Below are 22,990 nucleotides of genomic sequence, written 5' to 3' on the forward strand. Positions count from 1 at the left end.
CTTAAGGTTGATTAGGATCCGGAATTGCCGTGCCCCAATTGCGCCACTCTTTTGGCGCTTCATCCTGCAGCAGGAAGTGCTTGTTGGCGCCGGCCTGTGGTGCTAACGGCACCGTTGGCGGCGTCGCAAACTGCACGCCGCCACGAATGAACTGCTGGAAAGTACCGGTTTTCAGTACGCCGCCAATCAGGCCGAAATCAAAGTTATAACCGGACGCCAGCCAGAACACCGAGTTGTTACGCACCAGATGTTGGTATTTCTTGCTGATGCGCAGGGCGATTTGCACACGATCCGCCATGTTACCCAGCGAGGTACCGGTAACGGTGCCAACCTCGACGCCACGGAACAGCACAGGTGTACCTACCGATAGCGAGCCGGCTTCGGCGGCATCAACGTAAATGGTCAGGCCGTTGAGGTAGCGTGAATCGGTGATGGTGCTTTCCTGCAGTTCAAACGTACGTGCGGGTGCACCTTTGCCCGGGTCGACGTTAACGTAAGGCTGCAGCAGCGTTTCCAGATGATTAACACCCGCCGGAGAAATCTCAGGTGACACCACCGAGAAACGACTGCCGATACGCGCGAAATCCTGCACGTACTCCGGATAAAGTACCGCTTTTGCCACCACCTGATTGTTATCCGCACTCAGCGCCAGCGATTCAACCTGACCGATGTTAATGCCGAGATAACGAATCGGCATCCCGGCCGCCAGTTTGCTGGCATCAAAAGTATGTAAGGTGATCTGGCTGCCGACGGCACGCGCCGCGGTTTCTGATGGATAAAGCACACGTTTCACGCCTTTCGCTGCCTGCGCGCCGGTGAGATTATCGAAGCTGATGGCCCCTTTCAGCGCCCGGTTGAGCGGCGAAGCCTGCACGGTTAAGCCGCTACCGTTGAGTTGGACTTTTGCACCGCCTTCGGCCCAGAACACGCTCTCACTGGTCAGTAACTTGCGATACTGCGGTTGGATGTGAATTGAGATTTCAAAGGCATCTGTGCGCGGTACGACATCAACCACTTCACCGACCTGGAATTTACGATAAAGCAGCACCGATCCCGCCTGCACGTCCGGCAAACTGTTAGCAGTGAGTTTCAGCGTAGTCGGTGGCTGCTCTCCGACAATGCCTTCTTCCGCACGTTCTGCGTCGGCATATAAAGGGTAACGGTTTGATGGGTTACCTTTCGCGCCCGGGATCAGGCGAATTCCGCCATCGACCCATTCGCGCGCGCTCGCGCCCAGCACCTGCATCCCATCGAGGCCAAACTTCACGTCGAGGCGGCTATTCACCACAAATTTACTGTCAGCGTGGACCAGCTGACGGTGTTCCGGATTGATAGCCGCCACAAAACTGATGCCGTCTTCGTCCAGAGAGCGTGAGATGACCTGGCCAATCTTCATGCCGTACAGCATGACTGGCTGACCAGCATCAATACCATAGGTTTCCGGTGCACTCAGTTTAACCGTGAGCACATCCGGTTTCTGCAGCAGGGTTTCGCTGGCGGGCAGCACGGTGAAATGATCCTGTGGCTCACCTTCGCCGGGCACCAGTTCAAAGGTGTTGCCCGTCAACAGACTACTCAAATTGGTGTCAGTCAGGCTGATTTTAGGGGTGCGCATCTCGATACGCGTCCCGCTGCGCATCAGGCCGGTTACCGAAGGATCCACCGTCAGTTCGCCCGTGACTTTGCCGCCATCCAGCAGATTAAGTTTGGTTAAGGTGCCGACTTCCAATCCCTGATACATCAGCGGCGTACTGTCTGCTTTAAGGTTGTTGCCGCTCGGCAGATCCAGCTGGACCTGCACGCCTCGCTGGCTTCGAGCCAGATCGGGATAGAGTTGATAGGTTTCATCAACCTTGGCCTGCTGGCCGTCATTCGGCGAATCGAAGGCAATCGCGCCATTGACTAACGCGGCTAAACTCTCCAGCTTCACTTTGGCACCGCTCAGGCTGACGTCCGCATCTACGCCCGAGACATTCCAGAAGCGGCTCTGCTTCTTCACCAGATTGATAAAGCGACGCTCAATCAGCACATCGATAGTTACCCCATCGGTGCTGTTATTCAGGCTGTAATCATAAACACGGCCTACCGGAATTTTGCGGTAATAGACCAAAGAACCGGTGTTGAGCGAACCCAGATCCGGCGCGCGCAAGTGGATCAGGAGTTCACCGGTATTGACGCGATATTTCGGTTGGGTATCAAGCGCAGTGAAGTGATCGCTCTCTTTACCTTTGCCCGGCATCATACCGATGTAGTTACCGCCTACCAGAGCATCAAGCCCGGACACGCCTGCCAGCGATGCCTTTGGCGTGACGAGCCAGAACTGGGTGTCTTCACGCAGCGCATCACGCATATCGCTTTTGATACTGGCCTTAATCTGGATGCTGCGATAATCATCGCTCAGCACGATGCCTTGCACCGTGCCCACTTCCACACCTTGATAACGGATCGGCGTACGACCCGGCACAATCCCATCGGCGGTCTGGAAGTTTATGGTGATCGTCGTACCGCGCTCCTGATAATTGGTCCATAGCAGCCAGCCAGCAATCAGCAGGGCGATAATAGGCAATAACCAGAACGGCGAAATCTTGCGCTTATTGCGCAGATTGGCGCTAGTCGGTGTAGTCGGCGTTTCCTGTTGCATGTGCATCCCAGATCAGGCGGCTATCAAGCCACTCTACAGCCATAATGGTCAGGATCACGGCGGAGCCAAAATAGAAGGCGGCCGGTCCCATGGTAAAAGCCAGAAGCTGATCGCGATTGACCAGCGACATGGTTAACGCAATGACAAACAGATCCAGCATCGACCAGCGGCCCACCCAGGTTACGGCGCGCAGCAGACGAATGCGGGTTTTTATGCCCTGTTCGCATTTGAAATGGATGCTGAGTAGCAAGGTCAACATCACTAACACTTTGGTAAACGGCACCAGAATACTGGCGATAAACACCACTGCAGCAACGGGCACATTTCCGGATGCCAAACCAAGAATACCGGAGAAGATGGTATCTTCGCGACGCGCCCCGTTAACGTAAACCACTGAGATCGGTAACAGGTTGGCAGGGATCAGCAGCACAATCGAGGCAATCAACGCGGCCCAGGATTTCTGCAGACTGTGGCGGCGGCGATAATCAAGTGGCGTGTGACAACGTGTGCAGCGGCCACGCTCATCGGGTGTGCCAGTTTGATGGCAATTAAGGCATACCTGCCACTCTTCCGGCGGCGAGGTCGGCATGGATTGGGGATAATAGTGTTCCCATAGCTGCTCAACGTTAAGATGAATCAGCGTCAGCAGACTCAGCACCGTCAGTGCGATATAAGCCACTAAACCATAACCGACTTCCAGCGCGGCATAATCCTGCACCTTTATCGACGCCACCGCCACGCCGACCAGATAGATATCCAGCATCACCCACTCTTTCAGCTTATCCAGCATCAAGAGCACCGGGCGAAGATTCATGCCGAGGGCGTTGCCGATCCACAAATAAATAATGCCAGCTACCAGCGTGACCGGCGCGCCAATGGTACAAAACGCCACCATTGAGGCGGTGAGGGTATTGCCCTGCTGCGCCATCTGAATCACGCCTTCCAGCAGGCTGGCATTAATTCGCATGCCGAGCAGGCGGATATCCACCAACGGCAAGCTGAAGGCGAAAGGCATTAACACGATCATCACCACCGCCATGGCGGTGAGGCGCGTCATTGACCAATCACGACCACTTTGGATTTGAGCATGACAGCGGGGGCAGTAGGCTGTCTGATGCGATTTCACATCCGGTAAGGAAAAAAGGGTATCGCATTGCGGACAACGCTGATAACGTGCGTGGGGCAACGTCTGGCTGATAGCGTGAATTTTCATAGGTGACGCAAGTGCCCATCGTTCGTTACGGTTACCGGCATGCTGAGCAGAGCAAATCTGCCTGCAACATTCAGTGGTACAAGAATAGTCTTATCCACCGAATGCTAAGGGTATAGTAACTAACAGAATGATTCACCTGATGCGCCTGGATTATTAGTGCTTATTTTAACAACTGAGTGACAGTAAGGTCACCCCAGTGATGAGTTATGGTTAAACAATGAACAAAAAAGCTTTTTACGAGGAATTGAATCGCGATGTCCGCGCCTTGTTGGCGGGTGAAACCTCGTTCCTGGCCGCGCTCGGCAACTGCAGTGCGCTGCTATTTGAACGCCTCGAGGGCGTGAATTGGGCAGGATTCTATTTGCTTACTGAGCCGAATACGCTGGTACTGGGGCCATTTCAGGGCAAAATTGCCTGTGTGCGTATTCCGGTGGGCAAAGGCGTGTGCGGTACGGCGGTGGCCGAAGACAAAGTGCAGCTTGTTGAAGACGTGCATGCATTTCCTGGACACATTGCCTGTGACGCAGCCAGCAATGCAGAAATCGTGATTCCTCTGAAAGTAAATGGCACCCTCGTAGGTGTTTTAGACATTGATAGTACGGTTTATTCTCGCTTCGATAGCGAGGATGAAGCGGGGCTGGTGGCCCTTACCGACGGGCTTTGTGAAGTGCTGGCGGGCAGCGACATCGTAAAATTTATTCAGCTGACGCACAGCTAATCGACTGGATCACATAGCATTTGGCGATGTTGTCATTATAATGTCGCCTGTTCATGCCTGCTCTGGTCGGCAAATCCGTTGTAATCAGGAAATTTCATGGAAAATCAACCTAAGTTGAATAGCAGTAAAGAAGTCATCGCCTTTTTGGCGGAGCGTTTTCCGCAATGCTTTAGCGCCGAAGGCGAGGCGCGTCCGCTCAAAATCGGCATTTTTCAAGATCTGGTCGAGCGTGTTCAAGGCGAACTGAGCCTGAGCAAGACGCAACTGCGTTCTGCCTTACGTCTATATACCTCTAGCTGGCGTTATCTTTATGGCATCAAAGCCGGTGCCATTCGTGTTGATCTCGACGGTAACGCCTGTGGCGTGCTGGATGAGCAACATGTAGAACATGCGCGCAAGCAACTGGAAGAAGCCAAAGCTCGCGTGCAGGCGCAGCGCGATCAGCAGAAAGCGAAAAAGCGTGAAGCCGGTGAAGAGACCGCTGAACGTCGTCCGCGTAAACCTGCTCCGCGTAAAGCTGCCGCAGGCGATGCGCCGCGTCAGCCACGTCCTCAGGCGCCGCGTGCGGCCACTGCCGAACGTAAGCCTGCGCAGCAGCCACGTGCTAAACCTGTCACTGATACCTCAACATTGCAACCCGGCCAGAATATCAAGGTGACTGCAGGCAAAGGTGCAATGGACGCTACCATTCTTGAAATCACCAAAGATGGCGTTCGGGTTCAGCTCGCTTCCGGCATGGCAATGATTGTGCGCGCAGAACATTTGCAGTTCTGAAACGGAGGCTGACCCTGGCATGAACAATATTTTCAAGATCGGTATGATCGCGGGCCTGCTATTGGCAGGCCCCACCTTTGGCGCAGATAACATTACGCGTGCCGACCAGATTCCACAGCTACATGAAGACCCGCAGCATCCAACCGTCAGTGAACGCGTTACCTCGCGCTTTACCCGTTCCCACTATCGCCAATTCGATTTGAATCAGGACTTTTCAGCGAAAATTTTTGATCGCTACCTGAATCTGCTCGATTACAGCCATAACGTGCTGCTGGCATCGGATATCGCGCAATACGCTGATAAAAAAAACACCGTGGGCGATGAGTTCCGCAGCGGTAAGCTGGATGTGTTTTACGATCTCTACAATCTGGCGCAGAAACGTCGCTTCGAGCGCTATCAATATGCGCTGAGTGTTCTGAATCGCCCTATGAATTTCACCGGCAATGACACCATTGACATTGACCGAGCAAAATCGCCCTGGCCGAAAAGCGTTGATGAGCTGAATGCGCTGTGGGATGCCAAAGTAAAATACGATGAACTGAGCCTGAAATTGGCCGGTAAAGATGAAAAAGATATCCGTGAAACGCTGACCAAGCGTTACAACTTTGCCATCCGTCGTTTGGCGCAAAGCAATAGTGAAGATGTGTTCCAGCTGGCGATGACCGCGTTTGCGCATGAAATCGATCCGCACACGAACTATCTTTCACCGCGCAATACCGAGCAATTCAATACTGAGATGAGCCTGTCTCTGGAGGGGATTGGTGCGGTGCTGCAGATGGATGACGATTACACCGTAATCAACTCGATGGTGGCGGGTGGACCTGCTGCGAAGAGTAAATCGATCACCGTTGGCGATCGTATCGTTGGCGTTGGTCAGCCGGGCAAACCGATGGAAGATGTTATCGGCTGGCGTTTGGACGATGTGGTTTCCAAAATTAAAGGACCGAAGGGCAGTAAAGTGCGTCTTGAAGTCCTGCCTGCGGGTAAAGGGACCAAAACCCGAACGGTCACGCTGACGCGTGAGAAAATCCGTCTGGAAGATCGTGCCGTAAAAGGGACCGTGCATAACGTCGGTAAAGAGAAAGTCGGCGTACTGGATATTCCAGGCTTCTACGTTGGTCTGACTGACGACGTAAAAGTACAGCTGCAGAAACTGCAAAAGCAGAACGTCGACAGCATCGTGATTGATCTCCGTACTAACGGTGGCGGCGCGTTGACCGAAGCGGTTTCCCTGTCGGGTCTGTTTATTCCGAGTGGTCCGGTGGTACAGGTGCGTGATAACAATGGCCGTGTGCGTCAGGACAGCGATAACGACGGGATTGTGTATTACAAAGGTCCGCTGGTCGTACTGGTGGACCGCTTCAGCGCCTCCGCATCTGAAATCTTTGCCGCGGCGATGCAGGATTATGGCCGAGCACTGATTGTCGGCGAACCGACTTTCGGTAAAGGTACCGTGCAGCAATACCGTTCACTGAACCGAATTTACGATCAGATGTTGCGTCCAGAGTGGCCAGCGTTAGGTTCCGTGCAGTACACCATTCAGAAGTTCTATCGCATCAACGGTGGCAGTACACAGCGCAAGGGCGTTACGCCTGATCTGCTGATGCCCACCGGCGTAGAGGCTGCAGAAACGGGTGAGAAGTTTGAGGACAATGCACTTCCATGGGACAGCGTAAATGCGGCCAGTTATACCAAAACCGGCGATATCGCGCCGCTGGTACCGCAGCTGACCAAAGAGCATGCAGACCGCATCGCGAAAGATCGTGAATTCCAATACATCATGAAAGATATTGCACGCTTTGATGCCATGAAGGACAAGCGTAATATCGTGTCGCTCAATCTTGCCCAGCGTGAGAAAGAGAACCACGAAGATGATGCATTACGTCTGGAGCGTATTAACGCGCGTTATCAGGCGGAAGGCAAAGCACCGCTTAAGAGCATTGAAGATCTGCCGAAAGACTACAAAGAACCCGATCCGTATTTAGATGAAACGGTGAAAATCGCTAACGATATGGCGCAGCTGGAAAAAAATCAGCCGGCAGCCGAAGCAGCGAAATAATCCTTTGGCTTGAAATCAGCACCGCTCCGGCGGTGCTTTTTTTTGCGTGAGAATTATTTTCTACTGGATGGCACGCACTGAATTGCGCAGGCTGCCATCTAATGTAAAGTTATGTCTTTTTAGGCACTTAAAGATTAAGGTTGCTTGAAATGCGTGGCAATGACCATAGGATAGGTATCCGCGCATGAGCGCGTGAACAACTGAGGAAGAATAACGTTTATGATGCGTATTGCTCTTTTCCTGCTCACCAACCTGGCGGTGATGTTGGTATTCGGACTGATATTAAGTCTGACAGGAATCCAGTCAAGCAGTGTTCAGGGCCTGATGATTATGGCAGGTCTGTTTGGCTTTGGCGGTGCGTTTGTTTCACTGCTGATGTCCAAATGGATGGCGTTACGATCCGTTGGCGGTGAAGTCATTGAACAACCCCGTAATGAGACGGAACGCTGGCTGATGAATACCGTTGGCCGCCAGGCTCAGCAGGCCGGCATTGCGATGCCGCAGGTGGCAATTTATCACGCGCCGGATATCAATGCTTTTGCTACTGGTGCGCGCCGCGATGCTTCGCTGGTTGCCGTTTCTACCGGACTGCTGCAAAACATGAGTCGTGATGAAGCGGAAGCGGTCTTGGCGCATGAAATTGCCCATATCGCCAACGGTGACATGATTACCATGACACTAATTCAGGGTGTGGTGAACACCTTTGTTATCTTCATCTCGCGCATTCTTGCGCAAATCGCTTCGGGCTTCCTGTCCGGTAATCGCGATGGTGAAGAGAGCGGGAACGGTAATCCAATGGTTTATTTCGCCGTCTCGATGGTGCTAGAGCTGCTGTTCGGTTTCCTCGCCAGCCTGATTACCATGTGGTTCTCACGTCACCGTGAATTCCACGCTGATGCAGGTTCTGCGAAGCTCGTGGGGCGTGAGAAGATGATTGCGGCGCTGCAGCGTCTGAAAACCAGCTACGAGCCGCAGGAACCGAGTAGCATGATGGCGTTTTGCATTAACGGCAAAAACAAATCGTTGAGTGAGTTATTCATGTCACATCCGCCGCTTGATAAGCGTATCGAAGCGTTGCGTACGGGTGAATACCTCAAGTAATTGCGATTTATTGCAGAACAAGGGCGCTTAACGGCGCCCTTGTTATTTCTATGATTCGACGGTCGCGCGTGATTGCGTCATACGTGCCAAACTCACTACCGCAGCGACGGTGGCAAAGCTGCCAGCCAGCACCAGCGACGCATGAGTACCGCTATCATTGAAGAGATTAAACATCAGTGCCACCAGCGCTGCGCCGCTACTTTGTCCCACTAAACGTGCGGTGCCCAGCATTCCACTGGCACCACCGCTACGATTACGCGGTGCAGCTGAGATGATGGTGTGGTTGTTCGGTGACTGGAACAAACCAAAGCCGGCACCGCACAGCATCATACGCCAGATAATATCCGCATCGGTTGGCTGCGTGGGCAGCAGCGCCAGCAGGAAAAGCCCAGCGGCGAACATCGCTAATCCCAATCCGCCTAATAATCCCGCATGGAATTTCTCAATCAGCCGACCCGCAATCGGCGCCATTACCATCGTCGCGAGCGGCCACGGCGTTAATAGCAGGCCCGTTGCGACTTCATTGCGCCCCAGCACGTTTTGCAGGAAAAACGGCAGCGCCACCATCGCCAGCATCTGTGCGCAGAACGAGCAAATTGAGGTGCCAATCGATAGTGAAAAAATGGGGATACGCAGTAAGTCCACAGGTAGCAGCGGAACGGGCATGGCCAGTTGCCGACGAACAAATATCACACCCACCAGCACCAACGCCACCAGTTCGGCCACAATCAGCCAGCCGTTCTGTCCCTGAGAAAAGCCGCTGAGCGCGGAAATCAGCAGGCCAAAGAACAGTGCATTCATAATGGCACTTGGCACATCAAATTTTTGTTGTTTTGCTTTCTGAGTGTTATCAGGCAGGAAACGCAACGCTAGCCACAGCGCGATAATCCCTAAAGGAACATTAATCAGGAATAACCACTTCCAACTGGCGACTGAAAGAATGGCCGCTGCAACGGTGGGTCCTGCTGCGCTGGATACGGCAACAATCAGCGAGTTAATCGCCATCCCACGCCCAAGAAAGCGCTGCGGGTAGATGATGCGAATCAGTGCCGTATTCACGCTCATCAGCGCTGCACCGCCAAAGCCTTGCAGCACACGAGCAACCGTCAGCATATTCAGCGAGGAGGAGAGGGCGCAAAACAGCGACGTGGCGATGAACAGGGCCAGCCCGACCTGATAAATGCGCCGATAACCGAGCATATCTCCGAGAAACGACAGCGACAGCAGCGAGATAACGATCGCGATTTGATAGGCGTTAACAATCCAGATTGACTCTGCTGGGCTAGCATTGAGTTCGCGTGCAATGGTGGGCAAGGCTACATTAGCGATGGCGCCATCAAGTACCGCCATCATGATGCCAAGCGCAATGGTGATTATCGCGCCATAGCGCTGGGGAACGGGTAAACCATCCTGAGAAACGGTTAAAGACATAAGTTAGATAAATGAAGGGGGTGAATATCATCATGCTAATCAATTCGCTGGCGAAAAGCACCGCATTCATTGACATAAAATTACGTGTGAATGTGTCACTGAGTCTGGGTCGTTGCCGCCAGCGATGGGAAACGCATATACTGACGATTCTGTTCCGTTTTTTTTGAAACACTTTCAAAAAAGGATACGCGCCATGGCGAGTAGCGAAAATGACAAACAGCCGGACTCCGTTTCATCAGTAATGAAGGTGTTTGGCATTTTACAGGCGCTGGGGGAAGAGCGCGATCACGGTATTACTGAATTATCCCAACGCGTTATGATGTCGAAGAGCACCGTTTATCGCTTTCTGCAGACCATGAAGTCGCTCGGCTACGTGGCGCAGGAAGGGGAGAGTGAGAAATATTCGCTGACTCTCAAACTGTTTGAACTCGGTGCCAAAGCCCTACAGAACGTTGATCTGATTCGTAGTGCAGATATTGAGATGCGCGAACTCTCGCGCTTAACGAAAGAAACCATTCATCTTGGTGCGCTGGAAGAAGACAGCATCGTCTACATCCACAAAATCGATTCGCTGTATAATTTGCGAATGTATTCCCGCATAGGTCGCCGTAATCCATTGCATACCACGGCAATTGGGAAAGTGCTGCTTGCCTGGCGTGAGCGCGCTGAAGTGCAGGAAATTCTAAACGAAGTAGAGTTTCGTCGCAGCACAGCGAAAACCATTGTCACGGCCGAGGCGCTATTGGCCGTTTTGGATCAGGTCAAAGATCAAGGTTTTGGCGAAGATAATGAAGAGCAGGAAGAGGGCTTACGCTGCATCGCGGTACCGGTATTTGACCGTTTTGGTGTGGTGATCGCCGGGCTCAGTATCTCATTTCCGACTATCCGCTTCTCCGAAGAGGCGAAAAATGAATATGTTGCGATGCTGCATCGTGCAGCACGAAATTTGTCCGAACAGATGGGCTACCACACTTATCCTTTTTAACGATTAAAAACGGGCTGTTGCCAGCCCGTTTCATCATTAGTTATCGACGACTTCGCCACTTTTCTTCAGCAGTGGACAATCCGTTACGCCAACGATTCCGCTATCTGTGTGCAGGTACTGTGCCGTGATCATGCCGCGCGCCGTTAAGTAGCTACACTGCAGTCCTAATCCTGCCGCATTCTTATTGCTACCGGTGAGGACACCATAGCCCGTAAGCAGCATGGCCAGCCAAATCAGCGCTACTAACCCAATCGTGCGAATAAGTAATTTCATGCTTTCTGTTCTCCTTGTGATACATAACGCAGCTGTCCTGACGTTGCTGCCAAACCTACTGTAGTAGCATGCCTCGCTTTAGCCAACGGATCGATCAGAGATAACTGAAAGACGTAACGCTGCGGGATAATCTGCTTTCAGCCGCTACCCATTATCTTTTCTGCCGCCAGCGAGTAGAATCAGCGGCGGAGTAGAGATTTGATTTTTGACTATAGAGGCAGTTATGAATGAATTAGCCGCAAATACCAGTCCGCTGTTAACCTATGGCGTCCTGTCCCTGATCATTATTGTGGCCTTTATCGCCTGGTTCTTCGTCAATCGGGCCAGCGTGCGAGCAAGTGAGCAAATTCAGCTGCTGGAAGCGCTAATAGAAGAGCAAAAGAAACAGAATGTACTGCTGCGTCGTCTGGTCGATGCACAGCCCACCACAGCAAAACCAGTTGTCGATGAAGACGCGAATGAACAACGCGATTTTATTCGGATGATCCCTGAGCGCTAAGCATGTCATAAACCATTGTTAGCGATGTGATAAAGCCTCTGCTGCGCACTATAATGGTGCGCAGCAGTTTTTCTACCGGATGTTCATTGTATGAGAAGTACCACTATGAATAGCCATGAAAGATGGCCGGGTGAATATCATCTAAGATTAATCCTAAGGCACTTTCGTTAAATCAGGCCTTGTGCTGTTTTTTATAACATTTAATTGTTAAGTGCTTAGAAAAAAATGAGATAAATGCCACATCATTATGAATGCTTTTATATGGGGCGCATATTATTTGCTTCTCCTGCTTTTGGTGCAGAACAATTACTAACTTATACCGAATAAAGCTATTTGTACAAGATTTGTACTGCGCACAATTGTTGCGTGGCAGGCTAACTTTTTGGTGGAATATTTTATTCGTGCCATATTAATGCAATATTTTTCCCGTATTGTTAATGGCTTAAAATGTGTCGTTGAATGCTTCACCGCTACGCTTGACTAATAGGGGTATTAACGCTAACTATACTGAGTGATAACCTTTTTTTGCCCAGTTTATTCTTCCGCTGTCAATACACAGTAGGATGAAGAAAGAGGCGTTAGCAGGTGAATTAGCTAATTATGTGCGTCACGTCGATCACCGTTTAAAAATGGCTTGCCATTAATTTGCGAATATGTGATAACAAATCGTGGGTCAAACGAGGTACAGTTCTGTTTATGTATGGCATCTTCAGTAAAGAAGTTACGAGTAAAGACGTTGACGTTGAATACCGCTTCCTTGCCGAACCTTAAATTAGTGCCTCATTCAGTAATGTCTCTGGTTTATCTGTAAGTCTGCCCTTAGGGCAATATAAACATCGAAAGGAAATTTGCGAAATGGCAAAGATTAAAGGTCAGGTTAAGTGGTTCAACGAGTCTAAAGGTTTTGGTTTTATTACTCCTGCTGACGGTAGCAAAGATGTGTTCGTACACTTCTCTGCAATCCAGGGCAATGGTTTTAAAACTCTGGCTGAAGGCCAAAGCGTTGAGTTCGAAATCCAGGACGGCCAGAAAGGTCCAGCTGCGGTCAACGTTACCCCAATCTGATTTCGATCTCAGGCTCGGTGCCATGCACCACTGATAAGAATCTTAAAGCCCTGCTCTCTGAGCAGGGCTTTTTCTTTATTCTTTCTGTTACCAATTGACCAGGGTAAACTGCGCCGCGAAACGCTAACCCGGAGTTATCTATGTCGTTGATTTGCCCACTTTGTCATCAGCCTCTTCTCCAGCAGTCCAACAGCTTCCGCTGCGATGCGGGACATCAGTTTGATCAGGCTAAAGAGGGGTACGTCAATCTTCTGCCGGTGCAATATAAGGGCTCGCGAGAACCCGGTGACAGTGTTGAAATGCTGCAGGCGCGTCGAGCGTTTCTTGATGCCGGACACTATCAACCTTTACGTCAGAGCGTTGCAGGGCTCCTTGCGCAACAGCTGGGGTCGCACTCATCGCAGGTATTGGATATCGGCTGTGGCGAAGGTTATTACACGGCGGCGATGGCTGAAGCACTGCCTCAGGCACAACTGTTTGGTCTTGATGTGGCTAAGGCAGCGATACGCATGGCGGCTAAACGCTATCGCAAGGTGAAATTTTGTGTGGCATCAAGCCAGCGTTTACCGTTTGCGGATGCAGCGCTGGATGGGGTCGTGCGTATTTATGCGCCCTGCAGCGAAGATGAGTTGGCGCGCGTCATTAAGCCGGGCGGCATCGTATTGACGGTGACGCCAGGGCCACACCATTTGCGGCAGTTTAAAGCGCTTATCTATCGCGAAGTGCAGCTTCATGCGGCTGAGGAGAAAGCGTATGCAGGTTTTAAGTTGGCCGATCGGCAGAACCTGCATTACAACATGAAATTAAGTGGGGCTGACGCTGTTAGCTTATTACAAATGACGCCATTTGCCTGGCGCGCACGTGAAGAAGTCTGGCAAAACCTCGCAGCGTCCAGCGAGTTTAGCTGTGATGCCGATTTCACGCTCACACTGTGGCGGCGCGATTAACGCGCTTCCACGAGCGTAGTGTAAATCCGCTCCAGATCGTCAAGCTGCTTAACGGCAATCAGCAGGCGACGTTGTTCCAGCTGCATCACCAGAATGCCGTCTTCAGACAGATTCATGCTTTGGATGCGCCGATAATCAATCCATACAACACCATAAAACAGGCCACTCTCCTTCATCAGCAGTTTTGGACTGCGAATCCAGAATAACCACACCGACATGAAACACAGCACCATCAGCAAATTGGTGGTGAGCTGGGTTCCATGATTATCGATGTTGTTCCATAACAGAATCAGCAGTAACACGATGAAAATAGCGCTATCTATCTTGTGGCGGCGGCGCAGCGCGACACGCAGTTTAGTCGGTCCATTACGGCGCGGTAGGATCGCTTCGTCATAGATAGCATACAGCGCGAAACCTGCAATAAGCAGGGCGATTAGGGCGTCAGTCAGTGACATTAGGTGTTCTTCCTCAACCGAATTTACCTCAACGTGGGCGCTCAGGTAATGCCGTTCGAAAATAGCCGGGAGCCGAGCTCCCGGCCAGATTGTTACAGACCGAGCAGGCCAATCCAATAGCCGAAGATACCAATGGCGAAGAAGCCAACGATAATCCACAGCGCATTGACTTTACGACGCAGCAGCCACATACAACCAAAGGTCAGCAGCAGCGGAATCAGGCCAGGCATCAGCTGATCGAGGATCGACTGAACCGTCGTAACGGTGGTTTTCCCTGTCTGGTCGGTGATGCGTGACACCACCAGCGGCACATTCACATGCGTCCACTTATTGACCAGCGCCCCCATGACAAAGAGGCCGAGAATCGACGCGCCCTCCGTCAGTTTCTGCAGGAAACCGCCGCCCATATCGCTGACGATATCGACACCTTTCCGATAGCCGTAAGCCACACCGTAATAACGGGTCAACATACGCACCACGTTGAACAGGATGAAGAACAGCAGCGGGCCTAACAGGCTACCGCTCATCGCGATACCGGCGCCCAACGCCGCAAACACCGGGCGAACGGTACCCCAGAAGATCGGGTCGCCAACACCCGCGAGCGGGCCCATTAAACCAACTTTGATACCGTTGATTGCGGCATCATCAATAGCCGCACCGTTAGCGCGTTGCTCTTCCATCGCCATTGTTACGCCGAGCACAGGTGCAGCAACGTATGGATGGGTGTTGAAGAACTCCAGGTGACGTTTAATCGCCTGTTTACGGTCGTCGTTGTTTTCCGGGTAAAGGCGACGGATCACCGGCACCATTGAGTAGCAAAAACCCAGCGCCTGCATACGTTCAAAGTTCCACGAACCCTGAAACAGGTTGGAGCGCAGGAACACACCGCGGACATCGCCAGGGGTGAGTTTCTTTGGAGTGTTAGTTGTATCAACCATGATTTCACCTGTTCCTAGTCGAGTTCGTTATCGAGGTCATTGTTTGCAGGACCGGCCGTTGCAGCACCTGCTACGCGGTTATATTTCGGTGCCAGCTGGATATACAGCACCGCCATCACCACGCCAATCACGCCCAGCGCAACCAGGTTGAAGTTGGTGAAGGCTGCAGTGACGAAGCCAAGGTAGAAGAACGGCATCAGGTAGCCCGCACGCATCATGTTAATGACCATGGCGTAACCAACTACCACGATCATACCACCGGCGATGTTCAGGCCATTGGTAACAACTTCAGGAATGGAGTTCAGCAACTCCTGAACGATGCTGGTACCCACAGAAATCGCCACGATCAGCGCAGGAATCGCAATACGCATTGCCTGCAAGACCAGAGCGGAAACGTGAATCCAGCTGATTGCGCTCAGGTTGCCTTTCTCCGCTGCCTTATCGGCGGCATGTTGGAAGGCGACGGTGATGGTGCGCACAATGATGGTCAGAACCTGGCCAGCCGCGGCCAGTGGAATAGCCAGCGCGATACCCGCACCCACGCTTTGTCCACCCGCGATAACCAGAATGGTTGAGATGATGGAAGCCAGCGCAGCATCAGGTGCAACCGCAGCACCGATGTTCATCCAGCCCAGCGCGATCATCTCCAGCGTACCGCCGATGATGATACCGGTTTTCATATCGCCAAGAACCGCACCAATTAAGGTACAAGCCACCAGCGGGCGGTGGAATTGAAACTCATCAAGAATCGATCCCATCCCGGCGATACAGGCCACAATAAATATCAAAATGATTTGTAGCGTGGTTATCTCCATTGCATTTCTCCTCTGCAAGGTCTCTAAAATTCGCCCGCATACGCAGGCAAAGGGCGAACTACGGATTGACCTTGGTGATCAGGTCCATCATTTTCAGTCGCTGATCGCTGGAAACTTTACGCACTTCCAGTTCGATACCGCGCTCGTTAAGTTTGCGGAACGCGGCGATATCTTTCTCATCGACAGATACCGCATTGTTCACCTGCGTTTTGCCCTGACGGAATGCCATGCCGCCGATATTGACGGATTTGATATCCACGCCTTGCTCAACAATCCTTAAGACATCCGTTGGATTGGTAAACAACAGCATCACCTTGTCCTGACCATATTTTGGGTTATTCCAAACGCGGACCATTTTGTCGACATCCACTACGTGCGCGGTTACGCCCGGCGGTGCAACTTGAGTCAGCAAGGTCTTGCGCACATGATCGTTAGCCACTTCATCACTGACGACGATAATGCGCGTGACGTTGGTTTCTTTCGTCCAGCGCGTTGCCACTTGCCCGTGAATCAAGCGGTCATCAATACGCGCAAGGCCAATTTTCATATGATCGCCCGGACCCATCGGTTTTTGCGGCTGGGCAGGGGCTTTTGCCACCACCGGTGCCGCAGCCGCTGGAGCAGGCGTTTCGGTTTTGAGCGCTTTAACGCCTTCACGACCGGCCTCAACTGCGATATGAATCAGTTCCTGCAACGATGGATTGTCATCACGTCCCATCAGCGTTTCCACCAACATCGGAATGTTGACGCCGGCGATGACATCATAGTCAGGTTTGTCTACCACAATACGGCTGGCCGCGTTAAACGGACTGCCACCCCAAGTATCGACCAGGAACAACACGCCCTTTGACGTGTCGAGATCGGCTAGTCGTGCCTGATACTTTTCGATTAGCGTTTCTGCATTTTCGCCGGGAACGAAATCAATCCATCCGACATTTTCCTGCTCACCCAACAGCATTTCTGCTGTTTTAAGCAACTGTTCTGCCGCCCAGCCATGTGTACCAATTACAATAGCAATGGTCACTTGCTACCTCCGTTCGCGTGAGAGATTCTCGGGCAGTGCCGGGAATCATTGAAAATTACCGTTAGTGTTTCAGGTGGATCGTTAGGTCTAAGATGAAGAAAGGCATCAATAAAAAAAACGAAACTATCCGCTGCACAGCGATAAGGTCGCGATTTATTTTAGTGATCGAAAAAATAAATTATGTGATGTTTGTCAGCTATTCAGAGCGTAACGGCGCTAATGTACGCTTTTGTGCGTTATTCAGGCGTTTGCGTAGATATTTGTAAATGTAATAAATTTTTTTGACGCCGTTGATGTAACTGATACATTACTCCTCTGTTTATTACTCAGGAGTACCGGGCTTCAGCTCACCTTTATGGACCGTCACCGACGTCGCTCAACATCTTCTCTGCGCGTTACCGCGCACGCCTTTACGCACTTTAGCGTTATCACCGCCTTTAACGATCCCGCGTCTCACCTTCCGGTGCAGGCTCAAATACGTGCATCTTCACGTTCAGTAAGGAGTCATTGATGGAATTTCTCTTTGATCCCTCAATCTGGGCCGGATTGCTCACGCTCATCGTGCTCGAAATCGTTCTTGGCATTGATAACCTGGTCTTTATCGCCATCCTCGCGGACAAGTTGCCGCCGAAGCAGCGTGATAAAGCCCGTCTGATCGGCCTGTCGCTTGCTCTGGTCATGCGTTTGGGCCTGCTGTCACTGATCTCCTGGATAGTGACACTGACGCGACCCCTATTCAGCGTAGGCGATTTCAGCTTTTCCGGACGAGATTTAATTCTGTTGTTCGGAGGTTTGTTCCTGTTATTCAAGGGAACCATGGAGCTGCATGAGCGACTCGAGAACCGCGGGCTGGAACATCAGGGCAATAAAGGCTACGCCAGCTTCTGGGCGATGGTGATTCAAATTGTTGTGCTGGATGCCGTATTTTCACTTGATGCAGTGATCACTGCGGTGGGTATGGTAAACCATCTGCCTATTATGATGACGGCAGTTGTTATCGCCATGGGCGTGATGTTGCTGGCTTCAAAACCGCTGACTAACTTCGTCAACGCTCACCCAACTGTGGTGGTGCTGTGTCTGAGCTTCCTGCTCATGATTGGTTTGTCCCTGGTGGCGGAAGGCTTTGGGTTCCACATTCCTAAAGGTTATCTGTACGCCGCGATTGGCTTCTCAATTATCATCGAGTTGTTCAACCAAATTGCGCGCCGTAACTTTATTCGTCATCAGGAACATCGGCCGATGCGCGAACGTACCGCAGAAGCGATTCTGCGTTTGATGGGCGGACGCCAGCGCAAACAGGCAACCACCGCGGAAGAAACCTCATTGACTGAAGCGATGCCGCAGGAAGCCTTTAAGGACGAAGAGCGCTACATGATCAACGGCGTGTTAACGCTCTCTCAGCGCTCTATCCGCAGCATTATGACAACGCGCGGTAATATCTCCTGGGTTGATGTTTCGCGTCCGCTGGATGAAATCCGTATTCAGCTGCTGGATACGCCGCACAGTTTGTTCCCGGTATGTCGCGGTGAACTGGATGAAATCATTGGCGTGGTGCGGGCTAAAGAGCTGCTGGTGGCGCTGGAACATGGAATGGATGTGGCCACCTTCGCCGCCAATACGCCGGCGATTGTGGTACCCGAAACCCTGGATCCGATAAACCTGCTGGGCGTACTGCGTCGCGCGAAAGGCAGCTTTGTTATCGTTACCAACGAATTTGGTGTGGTACAGGGTTTAATCACGCCGCTCGATGTACTGGAAGCGATTGCCGGTGAGTTCCCGGATGAAGATGAAACGCCGGATATCATTGCGGATGGTGACGGTTGGTTAGTGAAGGGCGGCACCGATCTGCACTCGCTGCAACAGCTGCTGGATCATCACGAATTGGTGAAGGCCGATGAAGATCACGCCTCGTTAGCCGGTTTGCTGATTGCGCAAAAAGGCCAGCTGCCGCTCCCGGGAGAAGTGATTGATCTGCCACCGCTGCATTTCCAGGTCATTGAGGCGACGGAGTACCGCATCGACCTGGTTCGAGTAACGAAAGATAAGCCCTATGACCACGAAGAACATGAAGAGTAAATCATTGTGCGGGGATAAATAAAAAACGGCCACTCCGTAACGAGTGGCCGTTTTTTTATGCGCTTAACTCGCCCTGATGCCGTTCCAGCCAAAGCGGGAAGTCTTCAATCGGCATTGGGCGCGCGTAGAAATAGCCTTGTAGATGATCAACACCCCGTTCACGCAGATAGTGCGCCTGCTCCGCAGTCTCAACGCCTTCTGCCACCAGAGAAATATTAAGGCGCTGCGCCAGCGAAATCACCATGTCCGTGACGGTAGCATTAATCGCATCAGTACCAATCGCCGCGGTAAAAATCTTGTCGATTTTCAACACGTCGGGTTTGAGATCCTTTAGGTAAGCCAGCGAACTGTGGCCGGTACCAAAATCATCAATCGCCAGGCGAACACCAATCTCATGTAATTGCGCTACCACTGATTGATCAATCACCGGCAGGGCATCTCGTTCAGTCAACTCTACCACCAGCTTCGGAAGCGGGTTGGCCGGCCACCAGATAGTTTGAAGATCATCGACGATTGCACGGTCACGGAAATGGCTGGCGGCCACGTTGATGGCAATATGGAATGAGGGACACTGCGGCAGATTCGGCAATTCATGCACGACTTTAGCCAGGACAAAGCGCGTCAAAGGCGCAATCAAATTTTGTCGCTCGGCAAGCGGAATAAACACGTCCGGCGCAATCCACCCCTGGCGCTGGTTATGCCAGCGCAGCAGCAGCTCCATGCCGTCACACTCTCCGTTTTGGGCATTGATCAGCGGTTGGCAATAGACCATGAATTCGTTGGCGGCGATGCCATAACTGATTTGCCAGCTAAGGCTCATCCGGTTTGCCGTCGCCAGCCAGACCATATACCCCATCAACAGGCTCAGCATCAACGCCAGCGGCAGTTGCGAAGGCAGCGTATTCAGTGCCAGACGCGCGGGTGAGGGGCCATACAAGGTGATACTAAACGGATAGCGCAACGACGCTTGATCGTAAGCGACTTCATCATCAGAGGGCACGGTATGTTCAATCAGCGGGTTGCCGTACTCAAGGCTTTGGCCGCCCACATTGAAAATGGCACGCTCTACCCACGGCAGTTGGGGTTCTAGCAAATAATTGGTCATCAATTCAATATTAATGACTTGCAGCAGGCCTTCATGATTATTGAGTGATTTAGGTGTCCAGAGCAGCAGCACCGGCGAACCTTTCAACAAGTCATTATCGGTAACCAGCATCATGCGCTGATTGTTAAGTGCCAGCTCAGGATAAGTTTGACTAAAGGAGAGGTTTAACGGGCCAAAAATACTGGAGCAGTAAAGCGTATCATCCTGCACCAGTAGCACGGTACGCACGGTTTGCAGTGAGGCGATTTTTTCTATCAGCGGGTAGCGTACCTGAGCGCAAGGCACGCCCACTAACCCGAGCGTGTTGTTGGCGGAAACGTCCAGCGGCGAGAACATACGATCAAATCGTTCGATCGCGCGGGTAGCGAAATTCAGTGACTGCTGCTCAATGCGCGACTTCTCTTCGACATAGCGAAAAGTCAGCGTCAGAACCAGAACCAGCGAGGCGATCGCTAACGCAATAAGCAGACGCTTACGGCGAAATTGACCCACAAATTGCTGGGGAACGAGCATCAGTAACCACCTTGCAAAATCAAAGATTGAAGCCAAATTAACGTGTAGGTTATCGGCATTGAGGCGGCCAGGTTTAGCGCCGCTGAATAAAAAAAACGGCACTAAAAAAAGCGCGGCCACTTAGGGCCGCGCGCGAAATTAATGTATCTGGTTTACTCACAGGGAGGTAGCAACAGATGCAGAAAAACAATCAACTGTTGCTTTAATCATCACCAACGCGGTGAGTTCAGGTTAGTCACACTGAACTTTAATCGCCAGACCACCGCGCGAGGTTTCACGGTATTTTGCGTTCATATCTTTGCCGGTTTCGTACATCGTCTCAATGACTTTATCTAACGAAACACGCGGTTCCGTGGTGCGGCGCAGCGCCATGCGCGCAGAGTTGATGGCTTTTACTGAGGCAATGGCATTACGTTCAATACACGGCACCTGAACCTGGCCGGCGACGGGATCGCAGGTCAGACCAAGATTGTGCTCCATGCCGATTTCGGCGGCGACACAAACCTGTTCCGGGCTGCCACCCAAAAGTTCCGCCAGCCCGGCGGCGGCCATCGAGCAGGCCACGCCCACTTCGCCTTGGCAACCGACTTCAGCACCGGAAATAGAAGCGTTCATTTTATACAGCACGCCAATCGCCCCGGAGGCGAGGAAGTAACGAATGAAAATGTCAGGGGTGACGGTTTCAATAAAATGATCGTAGTAGGCCAGCACCGCCGGAACGATACCGCAGGCGCCGTTAGTTGGCGCAGTAACTACACGTCCACCGGCAGCGTTCTCTTCATTCACCGCCAACGCAAACATATTCACCCAGTCGATGACGTCCATAGGATCGTTTGAGTGTTTATTGGAGGAAACCAATAAACGGCGCAGGGAAGCTGCCCGGCGTGGCACACGCAGTGGACCCGGCAGTACGCCTTCGGTATTGAGACCGCGATCAATACATGCCTGCATGGTTTGCCACACGTGACCAAAATAGGCGTGAATCTCATCGCGACTATGCAGTGCCAGCTCGTTTTTCATCACCAAACCCGACAGCGACAAACCGCTTTCACGGCAGTGGCTCAGCAACTCTTTGGCGGAATTAAACGGCCAGGGAACAGAAACCTCATCCAGCACTGGCTGACCAAAGTGCTCTTCATCGACGATGAAACCGCCGCCGATGGAGTAGTACGTTTTGCTCAGGATCAGTAGATCACCCGCGAAGGCGTACACCGTCATACCGTTTTCATGCAGCGATAAATTCTCGCTGCGGAACACCATACCGCCTTCGCGAGGGAAATCCACTTCGCGCGCGCCGTTGGCTAACAGCAAACGTTCGCGCTGCTCAACGTCTTTGATGAAGGCGGGAATGCCATCGATATCAACGGTGGCCGGTTCGAAACCCGCCAGCCCCATGATAATTGCGATATCGGTGTGGTGTCCTTTGCCCGTCAGCGACAGCGAACCGTAGACATCAACCGATATGCGCGTGACGTCTTGCAATTTGCCTTGTTCGGTCAGCAGGTCAACAAACTGTTTGCCCGCTTTCATTGGGCCAACGGTATGCGAACTGGATGGACCGATGCCAACTTTAAACATGTCAAAAACACTAATCACAGGTGACACTCCTCACAAATCTTATTCTGCACGGCACCAGCCGTTTATGCGGCTAATAGTAATCGCCCATGCCGCACAACGAGCAGCTTTTCGCATGAAATAAACTAATTATAAACCACAGAAATAGTTATCCATTTGCACAGTTGTGAAGCGGATCGATTATTTTGCGGGAAGGTTGGTGAAATCGAGGGATCAGGGCAGCGCGATCTGCTGACTCAGCGCGCGAATGATGCCCGCCGTCATTCCCCAAATAAAGTAATCCTCATACCATGATAACCACACCTGATGCTGGCGATGGCCACGGCGAAGCGTCAGTCCACTATAACGGCTGAGGCGCAGCGCTTCGGAGAGCGGCATGGCAAAGGCGCTTTCAACTTCGTCGGGATTGAGGCGCAAAGCGAGATCGGCAGGAATAATGCCCACCACTGGCGTAACGGCAAAACCGGTACTGCTGGTGACGGGTGGCAGCACGCCAATAATCTGCACCTGCTGTGGCAAAATACCCACTTCCTCCTGCGCTTCACGCAGCGCCGTGTGGATAAGTGAAGAGTCCGTGGCATCCTGCATACCGCCAGGAAAGGCGACCTGGCCCGCATGTTTCCGCAAATGAGAGGATCGACGCGTGAGCAACAACCCAGGCTCCGCGCCATCAATCACCGGCACCAGCACCGCCGCGCGTCGACCACTAATGACACTTTTTGGAGTATGCAGCGGTGGCTGCAATACAAAGCGGCTGACGAACTGTTCCAGCGTCAAATTCAT

The 22,990-nt window shown here is 52.1% G+C and carries 21 protein-coding genes; 10 read left to right on the forward strand and 11 right to left on the reverse strand.

Annotation, left to right across the window (positions count from 1 at the left end):
• Window position 1: 1 nt before the first annotated feature.
• On the reverse strand, window positions 2–2,641 hold the full coding sequence (locus CRO19_RS18325) for a PqiB family protein (RefSeq protein ID WP_097097119.1): 2,640 nt from the start codon (window positions 2,639–2,641) through the stop codon (window positions 2–4).
• A complete protein-coding gene (gene yebS / locus CRO19_RS18330) occupies window positions 2,610–3,854 on the reverse strand; it encodes a membrane integrity lipid transport subunit YebS (protein WP_097097120.1) in 1,245 nt (414 codons plus the stop codon). Before yebS ends, CRO19_RS18325 begins: the two co-directional genes overlap by 32 nt.
• Window positions 3,855–4,071: 217 nt before the next feature.
• On the opposite strand from yebS, the gene msrC reads away from it, so the two are divergent.
• The 4 genes from msrC (at window position 4,072) to htpX (ending at window position 8,506) form a co-directional block, all read left to right on the forward strand.
• Window positions 4,072–4,572, forward strand: a complete 501-nt coding sequence (gene msrC, locus CRO19_RS18335) for a free L-methionine (R)-S-oxide reductase MsrC (protein ID WP_097097121.1) — start codon at window positions 4,072–4,074, stop codon at window positions 4,570–4,572.
• A 96-nt stretch (window positions 4,573–4,668) separates the two neighbouring features.
• Window positions 4,669–5,346, forward strand: a complete 678-nt coding sequence (gene proQ, locus CRO19_RS18340) for an RNA chaperone ProQ (RefSeq protein WP_097097122.1) — start codon at window positions 4,669–4,671, stop codon at window positions 5,344–5,346.
• A 19-nt stretch (window positions 5,347–5,365) separates the two neighbouring features.
• A complete protein-coding gene (prc, locus tag CRO19_RS18345; RefSeq protein ID WP_097097123.1) occupies window positions 5,366–7,405 on the forward strand; it encodes a carboxy terminal-processing peptidase in 2,040 nt (679 codons plus the stop codon).
• Between the two features lie 219 nt (window positions 7,406–7,624).
• Complete coding sequence (gene htpX, locus CRO19_RS18350) at window positions 7,625–8,506, forward strand: protease HtpX (protein WP_097097124.1); 882 nt, start codon at window positions 7,625–7,627, stop codon at window positions 8,504–8,506.
• A 48-nt stretch (window positions 8,507–8,554) separates the two neighbouring features.
• Here the strand turns inward: htpX and CRO19_RS18355 are convergent, their stop codons facing one another.
• A complete protein-coding gene (locus CRO19_RS18355; protein ID WP_097097125.1) occupies window positions 8,555–9,937 on the reverse strand; it encodes an MFS transporter in 1,383 nt (460 codons plus the stop codon).
• Between the two features lie 193 nt (window positions 9,938–10,130).
• Here CRO19_RS18355 and kdgR point away from each other — a divergent pair, with 193 nt between their 5' ends.
• Complete coding sequence (gene kdgR, locus CRO19_RS18360; protein ID WP_097097126.1) at window positions 10,131–10,922, forward strand: DNA-binding transcriptional regulator KdgR; 792 nt, start codon at window positions 10,131–10,133, stop codon at window positions 10,920–10,922.
• Window positions 10,923–10,958: 36 nt separating this feature from the next.
• Here kdgR and CRO19_RS18365 read toward each other — a convergent pair whose 3' ends face one another.
• Window positions 10,959–11,195, reverse strand: a complete 237-nt coding sequence (locus tag CRO19_RS18365; protein WP_097097127.1) for a YobH family protein — start codon at window positions 11,193–11,195, stop codon at window positions 10,959–10,961.
• Between the two features lie 223 nt (window positions 11,196–11,418).
• Here CRO19_RS18365 and CRO19_RS18370 point away from each other — a divergent pair, with 223 nt between their 5' ends.
• The 4 genes from CRO19_RS18370 to rlmA all read left to right on the forward strand — a co-directional run bounded on the left by CRO19_RS18370 (window position 11,419) and on the right by rlmA (window position 13,706).
• Entirely contained in the window at window positions 11,419–11,694 is a 276-nt protein-coding gene (locus CRO19_RS18370) for a YebO family protein (protein ID WP_097097128.1), read from the forward strand.
• A 696-nt stretch (window positions 11,695–12,390) separates the two neighbouring features.
• Window positions 12,391–12,465: a DUF2627 domain-containing protein gene (locus CRO19_RS25890; protein ID WP_110866451.1), complete on the forward strand. Its 75-nt coding sequence runs from the start codon at window positions 12,391–12,393 to the stop codon at window positions 12,463–12,465.
• An 84-nt stretch (window positions 12,466–12,549) separates the two neighbouring features.
• The gene (gene cspE / locus CRO19_RS18380) at window positions 12,550–12,759 is read left to right on the forward strand and encodes a transcription antiterminator/RNA stability regulator CspE (RefSeq protein WP_008110414.1); all 210 of its coding nucleotides are present in this window, start codon (window positions 12,550–12,552) and stop codon (window positions 12,757–12,759) included.
• Between the two features lie 140 nt (window positions 12,760–12,899).
• Window positions 12,900–13,706: a 23S rRNA (guanine(745)-N(1))-methyltransferase gene (gene rlmA, locus CRO19_RS18385; protein WP_097097129.1), complete on the forward strand. Its 807-nt coding sequence runs from the start codon at window positions 12,900–12,902 to the stop codon at window positions 13,704–13,706.
• Here the strand turns inward: rlmA and CRO19_RS18390 are convergent.
• The 4 genes from CRO19_RS18390 to manX form a co-directional block, all read right to left on the reverse strand.
• Entirely contained in the window at window positions 13,703–14,161 is a 459-nt protein-coding gene (locus CRO19_RS18390; protein WP_097097130.1) for a DUF986 family protein, read from the reverse strand. The two genes, rlmA and CRO19_RS18390, sit on opposite strands and share 4 nt — an antisense overlap.
• Before the next feature lie 92 nt (window positions 14,162–14,253).
• Window positions 14,254–15,099, reverse strand: a complete 846-nt coding sequence (locus CRO19_RS18395; RefSeq protein WP_097097131.1) for a PTS mannose transporter subunit IID — start codon at window positions 15,097–15,099, stop codon at window positions 14,254–14,256.
• A gap of 14 nt (window positions 15,100–15,113) precedes the next feature.
• Window positions 15,114–15,914: a PTS mannose/fructose/sorbose transporter subunit IIC gene (locus CRO19_RS18400; RefSeq protein ID WP_097097132.1), complete on the reverse strand. Its 801-nt coding sequence runs from the start codon at window positions 15,912–15,914 to the stop codon at window positions 15,114–15,116.
• Window positions 15,915–15,972: 58 nt separating this feature from the next.
• On the reverse strand, window positions 15,973–16,938 hold the full coding sequence (manX, locus tag CRO19_RS18405) for a PTS mannose transporter subunit IIAB (RefSeq protein ID WP_097097133.1): 966 nt from the start codon (window positions 16,936–16,938) through the stop codon (window positions 15,973–15,975).
• 510 nt (window positions 16,939–17,448) lie between these two features.
• Here manX and CRO19_RS18410 point away from each other — a divergent pair.
• Window positions 17,449–19,014 (forward strand): TerC family protein, encoded by a 1,566-nt coding sequence (locus CRO19_RS18410; protein WP_097097134.1) that lies wholly within the window; start codon window positions 17,449–17,451, stop codon window positions 19,012–19,014.
• Window positions 19,015–19,069: 55 nt separating this feature from the next.
• On the opposite strand, the gene pdeD is transcribed toward CRO19_RS18410, so the two are convergent.
• The 3 genes from pdeD to CRO19_RS18425 form a co-directional block, all read right to left on the reverse strand.
• Window positions 19,070–20,632: a cyclic di-3',5'-guanosine monophosphate phosphodiesterase PdeD gene (gene pdeD / locus CRO19_RS18415; protein WP_097097706.1), complete on the reverse strand. Its 1,563-nt coding sequence runs from the start codon at window positions 20,630–20,632 to the stop codon at window positions 19,070–19,072.
• 231 nt (window positions 20,633–20,863) lie between these two features.
• Entirely contained in the window at window positions 20,864–22,228 is a 1,365-nt protein-coding gene (locus tag CRO19_RS18420) for an L-serine ammonia-lyase (RefSeq protein WP_097097135.1), read from the reverse strand.
• Window positions 22,229–22,420: 192 nt separating this feature from the next.
• Window positions 22,421–22,990 carry a CoA pyrophosphatase gene (locus CRO19_RS18425; protein ID WP_097097136.1) on the reverse strand — a complete coding sequence of 190 codons (570 nt, stop codon included), beginning with the start codon at window positions 22,988–22,990 and terminating at the stop codon, window positions 22,421–22,423.

The organism is Candidatus Pantoea floridensis (genome assembly GCF_900215435.1).
Taxonomy (GTDB): Bacteria; Pseudomonadota; Gammaproteobacteria; order Enterobacterales; family Enterobacteriaceae; genus Pantoea; species Pantoea floridensis.